The organism is Tardiphaga sp. (genome assembly GCF_044340795.1).
In the GTDB taxonomy this organism is placed as follows: Bacteria; Pseudomonadota; Alphaproteobacteria; order Rhizobiales; family Xanthobacteraceae; genus Tardiphaga.
Window position 1 is genome coordinate 1 of the sequence record NZ_JBIISY010000239.1, and the last position, 8893, is coordinate 8893.

Consider the following 8893-nt stretch of genomic DNA (forward strand, 5'->3'; position numbering starts at 1 on the left):
CTTGGCGCGATCATTGGAGACCGACGCCGTGCCGCTGACCGACACGTATTTCTGGTCGCCTGCATCGGCGAAGGAGAGGTTGACGTTCGGATTCTGCCGGATCTCGTCATCCTTGTGCTGGCGCGCGTCAGACAGGAAATAGACCGCGTCCGCTTCGCGATCGACATAGGCGGACATCGGCCGCGCCCGCAGCTTCGAGCCATCCTGCGTGACCAGCATCGCGAAGCCGATCTTCTTCATCAGTTCCCAGGCGCGGTCGGTATCGCGAGCATTGTCATTGGCCATGTGAGTTCTCCCTTTGGAGGAATAACGGGCGCAAGCAGGCGATGTTCCGGGACGGTCCCGACGCACGCGCCGATTTGACAGCCGAACGGGAACCGCCCATCAACACGCGATCATAACGCCTTGGGGGATTCGATGCCGTTTGCCTATTGGAGCATTCTGATTGCCGCGCTGCTGCCGCTGATCATCGCCGGCTACGCCAAATCCGGATCGCGCGACAACAACACGCCGCGTGACAGCGCCGAGAACCTCACCGGTGCCAAGCGCCGCGCCTATGCGGCGCATCAGAATGCCTTCGAGAGCTTCCCGTTCTATGCAGCCGCGGTGCTGGGCGCGCTGAGCTTCGGCGCATCGGCCAAGACGGTCGGCGTGCTGGCGGCAGTGTATCTCGCCTTCCGCATCGCCCATGCACTGCTCTACATCGCCGACAAATCGACGCCGCGCTCGCTGGCCTATGCCGGCGGCTTCTTCACCAATGTCGCGATCTTCGCGCTGCCGATGCTGCAGATCAATTTCGTCTAGTTCGCGATTGCGCGCCTTCCCTGACCTCTCCCCGTAGAGAGCGGAGAGAGGTTAGGACGGACCTCTCTCACACCGTCTCGCGCTGGGCCTTGCGCCAGTTTCCGGCCTTGGCCAGGACGCGGGAGAGCTGTTCGATGGAATAGGGCTTCTGCAGCAGCTCGAAGCCGAATGTGCCGTTCTGCGCCAGCACGTGGCTGTAGCCGGATGTGAGTACGACCGGCAGATCCGGATAGAGTTTTCGAATGTCCTGGGCCAGCTCGATGCCGCTTCTGCCGGGCATCACCACATCGGAAAACACGACATCGTAGCGGCCGGCATGGTGCGCAAGCTCATCCAGTGCCTCATCGGCGCTGTGCCGGAGTTCGGTCGCATAGCCGAGTTCGCGCAGTGCATCGGTGGTGAATGTGCCGACATCGCGATTGTCCTCGACGATCAGCACCGAGAGTCCGTTGCCGTCGACCACCGGCGCCTCGGTGGCCGCCAGCGCCGGCGACACCCCGTCGACGACGCGCGGCAGGTAGAGCGTGAAGACGCTGCCTTTGCCGACTTCGCTCTCGACCGCGACCTCGCCGCCGGACTGCTTGGCGAAGCCGAACACCTGCGACAGGCCGAGACCGGTACCCTGCCCGACTTCCTTGGTGGTGAAGAACGGCTCGAAGATGCGCTCGAACTGATCGGCAGGAATGCCGCTGCCGGAATCCGCGATGGCCACGGCGACATAGCCATCCTTGCGCGGCATCGTTGCCGATGGCAGTCGCGCGCTGGCCGTGACGCTGATGACGAGCCGGCCCTCGCCCTTCATCGCGTCGCGCGCATTGACGGCGATATTGATCAGCGCCGTCTCGAACTGACCGAGATCGGCGTCCACATAGACAGGCTTGTCCGACAGATGCGTGACAATCTCGATGGAGGCACCGGTCAGCGTGCCGATGATGTCGGAGACTCCGCTGACGCATTGGCCGACATCGAACACCTCCGGCTTGAGAGTCTGCCGCCGTGCAAAAGCAAGCAGCTGGGCGGTGAGCTTGGCGGCGCGGTTCACCGTATCGGAGATCGCAGCGATATAGCGGGCGCGACGCTCGGGAGCGAGATCGGGCCGTTGTAGCAGGTCGACCGAGGAGCGGATCACCGTGAGCAGGTTGTTGAAGTCGTGCGCGACGCCGCCCGTAAGCTGTCCGAGGGTCTCGAGACGCTGGCCATGTTTCAGCGCCTCCTCGGCCTCGCGTCGCTTCATCGCCTCGAAATTCATGCGACGAGTGCGGCGGAGCGCAAACAGCAGCAACCCGAACACCAGCACCGTGGCGGGAATGCCGAAGATCAGATGATAGCTGATGGCTTTCAGCCAGCGGTCGCGAATGGCAGAGGTTTCGAGACCGGCGGCGACATAGATTGGATAGTTCGCCAGTCGCCGATAGCCGATGCGGCGCTCGATATTGTCGCCGGGCGCGCGAATCACGACCAGATTGCCATCGGGATTGATCGAGAGGGCGCGCCCGACCGGACCCTTGGGATCGAGACGCGCAGCCTCGGCGAGAGTGGGATAGCGCGCAAGGATCGATCCATCGATCAGCCCGAGCGCAAAGAAGCTGCCCGGCACATGGCCGATGCGGGCATAGAACTTCTCGAAATATTCGGGAAACACCGAGGCCTGCACGACGCCCGCAAAGCCCCCGTCTTCGCTGGTACGACGGCGGCTGACGCCGAAGAACGGCGCGCCCTGATAAGGCGGGCGCGGCATCAGATTGGCGCCGATGAACGTGCCGACATCACCGGCCATATGCGCCTTGTAATAATCGCGATCGGAGAAATCGATGTGCGGCAGCGCGAGATTGAGGCTGTTGACCAGCGCGCGGCCCTTGTCGTCGAAAACCCATGCCGATTTGAGCTGCGGCAGCGCATCGGTGAGCTGCTTGAGCCGCGCGGACATCGCATCGCTCTTCATGCGCAATTCGTCATCCGTGCGGTCGCGGACGATCTCGTTCAGTTCCGACAGGCTGCGATCGATGGTCTCGAACACCTTCAATGCGTGTTCATGCGCGACATCCAGCGAGCGCTCGATCTCGCGATCGGCAATGTCCTTGGTGGAAATCCAGGAATTCGCCGCAGCGAATGAGAACAGCGCAACAGGAAGGGCCAGGGATGCGGCCATCATCCACTGCAGCATCTTCAGAGAATTGTGCTGTTCTGTCTTCACAGTCCCTGCCCGCCTTGCGCGAGTGTAGCGCATGCAGCGGAATCGACCAACCCTTCGAGGTTGGCCGAATTCGGGGACGTGGAATGCGCGCTAGCCGGCACTCATCTGCGAGCGGAAGGCCCAGCGGGTGGAGCGCTGCTCGATCCAGGCAAACATCGCATACATCAGCACGCCCTCGAAGGCGAGCAACAGCAAGGCTGCATAAACATTGGCCATGCGGAAGCTGGCGCCTTCCTGCGCGATCAGAAAGCCGAGACCCGCATTGGCACCGAGGGTTTCGGAGACAACGGTACCCACGAAAGCGAGCGTGATCGCGACTTTCAGCGAGCCGAAGAAATATGGCAGCGCACGCGGAATGCCGACCTTCAGCATGATGTCGAGCTTGCGCGCGCCGAGCGCACGCAGCACGTCTTCGAGTTCGGGCTCGGTCGTCGCAAGACCCGTGGCGATATTGACGACGATGGGGAAGAACGAGATCAGGAACGCCGTGACGATGGCCGGCACTTCGCCGATGCCGAACCACAGGATCAGCAGCGGCACGATGGCGACTTTGGGAATCGTGTTGAAGCCGATCATCACGGGATAGAGACCGCGATAGATCGTGCGCGACCATCCGACCACGAGGCCGAGCATGACGCCGAACACCACGGCCAGCGCGAAGCCCACCATGGTGACCCAGAGCGTGGCCCAGGAATGATACAGAAACACCTTCCACAGCTTGAACATCGCCGCAAAGGCCGCGGATGGCGGCTGCAGGACCGAGGTGTTGATCTTGAAGACGGCGCAGGCGCCCTCCCAGATCAGGAAGATCGCGACCGTGAATATCCAGGGCGAGAGCTTTTCGACAAGACGCGCGTTCATGACTTGCGCACCTCCGCGATCTTCAGGCGCAGCTCATGCACGATGTCGCCGAATTCCTTGTCATAGGTGACTTCGAGATCGCGCGGGCGGGCGAAATCCACCGGCTTGACCTGCACGATACGGCCGGGGCGCGCGCTCATGACATAGATATTGTCGGCGAGGAAGGCAGCCTCGCGCAGATCATGGGTGACGAGGATCACCGTGAAGCCGAGCCGCTGCCACAGATCGCGTAGCACGCACCACAGCTCCTCGCGCGTGAACGCATCCAATGCGGCGAAGGGCTCGTCGAGCATGAGCAGCGCCGGCTCATGGATCAGTGAGCGGCACAGCGACACGCGCTGCTGCATGCCGCCGGAGAGCTCCCACGGATAGCGATCGCCAAAGCCGGCGAGCCCGACGGTGGCCAGCAGCTGCTCGGCCTTGGCGCGGAACTCGGCCTTCTTCGACCGGAATTGCGAACGATACGGCTCGACGATTTCCAGCGGCAGCAGGACATTGTCGATGACCTTGCGCCACGGCAGCAGATTGGCGTGCTGGAAGGCCATGCCGGCCATCTTGACCGGCCCCCTGACCTCATTGCCGTCGATCCGGATCGTGCCGGCCGACGGCTTGTGCAGGCCGGTGACGAGCCGCATCAGAGTGGACTTGCCGCAGCCGGATGGCCCGACCACGGCAGCGAATTCGCCGCGCTTCACCTTCAGCGTGGTGCCCCGAAGCGCGGTGATGTCGCCCGACGCGCCGCGATAGTTCAGCGTCACGTCATCGATGTCGACGAAAGAGTCCATCAGCCGGCGATCGCTTAGAACTTGCGCTGGTCGAGCGGCGGCAGATAGTCGGTAGTGAACAGGTCAGCGGGCTTTGGCTTGGCGTTCTTGAATTCATAGGTGATGGCGATCTGGTCGATGGCGTCCGACATGCGCTTGGTGTCGATGTCGCCAATGCCGTTTTCCTTCACCCACGGCGTCACGAAATTGTCCTTCAACGACATTTTCAGGCGAGCCAGCTCGACTTTCTCGTCGGCGGTCTCGTTGCGCTTCATGACCGATTTGATCGCTGCCTCCGGGTCCTTGTAGCTGTCGGCAATGCCCTTGATGGTCGCACGAACGAAACCGGCAACAGCCTTCGGGTTGGCCTTGGCGAAGTCCGGATTGACCATCAATGCATTACCGTAGAGCACGATGCCATGGTCGGACATCAGCATCACCTTGATGTCCTTCTCGGCAAGGCCCCGCGACAGCATGTTGAAATAGGACGAATAGGCGAAGCCGGTGATCGCATCGACCTTGCCATCCGCGAGCATCGGCTCGCGCACGGGGAAGCCGACATTTTCGATCTTCACCTTGCTGTCGTCGATCTTGTTTTCCTTGACGAAGATCTTCCACTGCGCGAAGGCGCCGTCCGCAGCCGGCGCACCCAGCACCTTGCCTTCGAGATCCTTCGGGGTGTTGATGTTCGATTTCGCCGTGCTGACGATCGCGAAGGCGGGACGGTCATAGACCATCATCACCGACTTCACGTCCTTGTCCGGATTCTGGTCGCGGAAGCGGGCCAGCGAGTTGATGTCGAAGAAACCGATCGGATAGGTGCCGGCGGCGACACGCGCGATGCCCGCGACCGAGCCCGGACCGCTATCGATGGTGACGTCGAGCCCCTCGGCCTTGTAGTAGCCCTTGTCGAGCGCGACGAAATACGGCGCCGAGGTGCCCTCGAATTTCCAGTCGAGGGCGAATTTCATGGCGGTCTGGGCATTTGCCGATACGATCGATGCCATCAGGACCGCACCGGCGGCCACGCCCAAACCCAGCTTCTGAAACATCGACCAAACCCTCACCACCAAATGTCGGACACAAACTAGCACAGGCAGCGCCTGACATGGCGAGGGGGTTTTGCCGGGGGCACAGCAATATCCGCAGGATCGGCCCTCAATGGTCCGATTTGCACAGGGCTTGGGCAGGAATCTTGGCGCGGAACATGCGCCGGCCCGGATCAGCGTGACAGCAGGATCGGAATCGTCGCGTCCCGGAGCAGCGTTCCCGTTACGGAGCCGAACACGAATTCGGTAATCTTGGATTGCCCGAATGCGCCCATGACGATGAGGTCGGCATTGATCTCGGCCGCCTTCGACAGGATCAGCGCGCCCGCATCGTTCCCCTTGAGATTGTCCAGTGTGACGCTGACGCCATACCGGGCCAGATGCCGGGAGATGTCGGCGCCGGGATCGGCACCCAGCAGGCGATTGACCTTGGCTTCCGTCACCACGACCACGTGAACTTCCTCGGCCGCGACCAGTAGCGGAAGTGCATCGGAAACGGCGCGCGTCGCCTCGCGACTGGCGTTCCAACCGATGACGATCTTTCGCGCCGGTGGCTCGGCGCTCCAGCCGGGTGGCACGAGGATCGAGGGAACACCCGATGCGAAGATGACGTCTTCGGACAAGGTCAGTGCGCTCGCAAAGCGGCCCGGCTGGCGCGATGTTCCGAGGATCGCCATGCCGGAATGCCGCGCATGCAGCATCAGTGCTTCGCCGGCTTCACCATCGCAATCCCGAAACTCGCAGTCGATCGCATAGACGCGCGCGATCTCCGCCAACATCGCCTGCACCGATGCCACGCTGGCGCGCTTGCGCTCCTCATAGAGCTCATACATGGCCGCCACCGCATCACCGCGCGCGAAGGACGAGTGCTGATTGTAACTTGCATCCTGTGGGACCAGCGCAACGACGAGATGCGCTTCCCAGGCTTTTGCGAGCATAGCGGCATATTGCAGTCGCGACGGGTGCGCGTCGCTGTCAGCGGCGTCGAGATAGACGACGATATCCTTGGGTGTTTGCATCAGGCCCTCACATCTGCCGGCATTTTCGCGCGACGAGGGAGCAATGCCGGGCGGACCCAAACGAAGCTAGGGCATGGCATTCACGATAGCGCGAAACGGGTGCGGCATGGCGCAGCACCGGTATCTGCAAACGAAAAACGCCGGCCTGCGTGAGCAGACCGGCATTGATATTTCGCAATCGATGCTGAAGTTCAGACCTGACGTTCGACCATCTTCATCTTGAGCTCGGCAATCGCTTCCGACGGGTTGAGACCCTTCGGGCACGCCTTGGCGCAGTTCATGATGGTGTGGCAGCGATACAGGCGGAACGGATCCTCGAGATTGTCGAGACGCTCGCCAGTGGCTTCGTCGCGGGAATCCTTGACCCAGCGGGTCGCCTGCAGAAGCGCGGCCGGACCGAGGAAGCGGTCGCTGTTCCACCAGTAGCTCGGGCACGAGGTCGAGCAGCAGGCGCACAGGATGCACTCGTAGAGGCCGTTGAGCTTCTCGCGATCCTCATGGCTCTGGCGCCATTCCTTCTGCGGCGTGGCCGTGGTGGTCTTCAGCCACGGCTCGATCGACGCATACTGGGCGTAGAAGTTGGTCAGATCCGGCACCAGGTCCTTCACCACCGGCTGATGCGGCAGCGGATTGACCTTGATGGCGCCGTCGGCGACTTCGTCCATCGCACGGGTGCAGGCGAGCGTGTTCTGGCCATCGATATTCATGGCGCAGGACCCGCACACGCCTTCACGGCAGGAGCGGCGGAAGGTCAGGGTCGGATCGATGTTGTTCTTGATCCAGATCAGACCATCCAGAATCATCGGACCGCAGTCATTGAGATCGACGTGATAGGTGTCGACCGACGGGTTCTTGCCGTCATCCGGATTCCAGCGATAGACGCGGAATTCGCGCGTCTGGGTCGCGCCGGCGGGCTTCGGCCATTCCTTGCCGCCGGTGATCTTGGAATTCTTCGGGAGTGCGAACTCAGCCATATTCTCGAGCCTTCGCTTTCTCAGTACACGCGCGCTTTGGGCGGGATGTACTGCACGTCATTCGTCATCGTGTAGTCGTGCACCGGGCGATAATCGATCGTGGTCTTGCCACCCTTCTCGACCCACGCCAGCGTGTGCTTCATCCAGTTCTTGTCGTCACGATCCGCAAAGTCCTCGCGGGCATGGGCGCCGCGGCTTTCGGTGCGGTTGGCGGCGGAGTCCATGGTGACGAGCGCCTGACCGATCAGGTTGTCGTATTCCAGGGTCTCCATCAGGTCCGAATTCCACACCAGCGAACGATCGGACACGCCGATATCGTCGATGCCGTCATAGACCTTGTGGATCAGTTCCTTGCCTTCGTTGAGCACGTCGCCGGTGCGGAACACGGCGCAGTTGGTCTGCATGACCTGCTGCATGCTCTCGCGCATCTTCGCCGTGGGCGTGCCGCCCTTGGCGTTGCGGAAATGATCGAGACGGCCGAGCGCCATGTCCGCTGAATTCGACGGCAGGTCCGGCTGCTTGGCGTTTGCAGTCAGCTTGTCGGCGAGACGCAGCGCAGCGGCGCGGCCGAACACGACAAGGTCGATCAGCGAGTTGGAGCCGAGACGGTTGGCACCATGCACCGACACGCAGGCGGCTTCGCCGACAGCCATCAGGCCCGGCACCACTGCATTGTCGTCGCCGTCCTTCTTGGTGACGACTTCGCCGTGATAGTTCGTGGGAATGCCGCCCATGTTGTAGTGCACGGTCGGGATCATCGGGATCGGTTCGCGGGTCACGTCGACACCGGCGAAAATACGTGCCGATTCCGAGATGCCCGGTAGACGTTCATGCAGGATCGCCGGATCGAGGTGATCCAGATGCAGGAAGATGTGATCCTTCTTCTTGCCGACGCCGCGGCCTTCGCGGATTTCGATGGTCATCGCGCGCGAGACGACGTCACGCGAGGCAAGATCCTTCGCCGAGGGAGCGTAGCGCTCCATGAAGCGCTCGCCTTCGGAGTTCACGAGGTAGCCGCCTTCGCCGCGGGCGCCTTCGGTGACCAGACAGCCCGAACCATAGATGCCGGTCGGGTGGAACTGGACGAACTCCATGTCCTGCAGCGGCAGGCCGGCGCGCAGCGCCATGCCGCCACCGTCGCCGGTGCAGGTATGGGCCGAGGTACAGGAGGCGTAGGCACGGCCATAGCCGCCGGTGGCGAGAATGACGGTCTGCGCCTTGAAGCGGT

9 protein-coding genes are annotated in these 8893 nt (G+C 62.3%); 1 reads left to right on the forward strand and 8 read right to left on the reverse strand.

Features of this window, described 5'->3' with window-relative positions:
• The coding region (locus ACIQ17_RS26920; protein WP_398472392.1) for a pyridoxamine 5'-phosphate oxidase family protein at window positions 1–285 on the reverse strand (285 nt) is incomplete at its 3' end.
• Window positions 286–417: 132 nt separating this feature from the next.
• On the opposite strand from ACIQ17_RS26920, the gene ACIQ17_RS26925 reads away from it, so the two are divergent.
• Entirely contained in the window at window positions 418–804 is a 387-nt protein-coding gene (locus ACIQ17_RS26925; RefSeq protein WP_398472393.1) for an MAPEG family protein, read from the forward strand.
• Window positions 805–871: 67 nt separating this feature from the next.
• Here the strand turns inward: ACIQ17_RS26925 and ACIQ17_RS26930 are convergent, their stop codons facing one another.
• The 7 genes from ACIQ17_RS26930 to ACIQ17_RS26960 form a co-directional block, all read right to left on the reverse strand.
• A complete protein-coding gene (locus ACIQ17_RS26930) occupies window positions 872–2998 on the reverse strand; it encodes an ATP-binding protein (protein WP_398472394.1) in 2127 nt (708 codons plus the stop codon).
• Between the two features lie 90 nt (window positions 2999–3088).
• The gene (locus ACIQ17_RS26935; RefSeq protein ID WP_398472395.1) at window positions 3089–3859 is read right to left on the reverse strand and encodes an ABC transporter permease; all 771 of its coding nucleotides are present in this window, start codon (window positions 3857–3859) and stop codon (window positions 3089–3091) included.
• Window positions 3856–4644, reverse strand: a complete 789-nt coding sequence (locus ACIQ17_RS26940) for an ABC transporter ATP-binding protein (RefSeq protein WP_398472396.1) — start codon at window positions 4642–4644, stop codon at window positions 3856–3858. Before ACIQ17_RS26940 ends, ACIQ17_RS26935 begins: the two co-directional genes overlap by 4 nt.
• Before the next feature lie 14 nt (window positions 4645–4658).
• Entirely contained in the window at window positions 4659–5675 is a 1017-nt protein-coding gene (locus ACIQ17_RS26945) for an ABC transporter substrate-binding protein (RefSeq protein WP_398472397.1), read from the reverse strand.
• A 170-nt stretch (window positions 5676–5845) separates the two neighbouring features.
• Window positions 5846–6691 (reverse strand): universal stress protein, encoded by an 846-nt coding sequence (locus ACIQ17_RS26950; protein WP_398472398.1) that lies wholly within the window; start codon window positions 6689–6691, stop codon window positions 5846–5848.
• Between the two features lie 191 nt (window positions 6692–6882).
• On the reverse strand, window positions 6883–7665 hold the full coding sequence (locus ACIQ17_RS26955; protein ID WP_398472399.1) for a succinate dehydrogenase iron-sulfur subunit: 783 nt from the start codon (window positions 7663–7665) through the stop codon (window positions 6883–6885).
• 20 nt (window positions 7666–7685) lie between these two features.
• A partial coding sequence (locus ACIQ17_RS26960; protein ID WP_398472400.1) for an FAD-binding protein occupies window positions 7686–8893 on the reverse strand: 1208 nt, incomplete at its 5' end.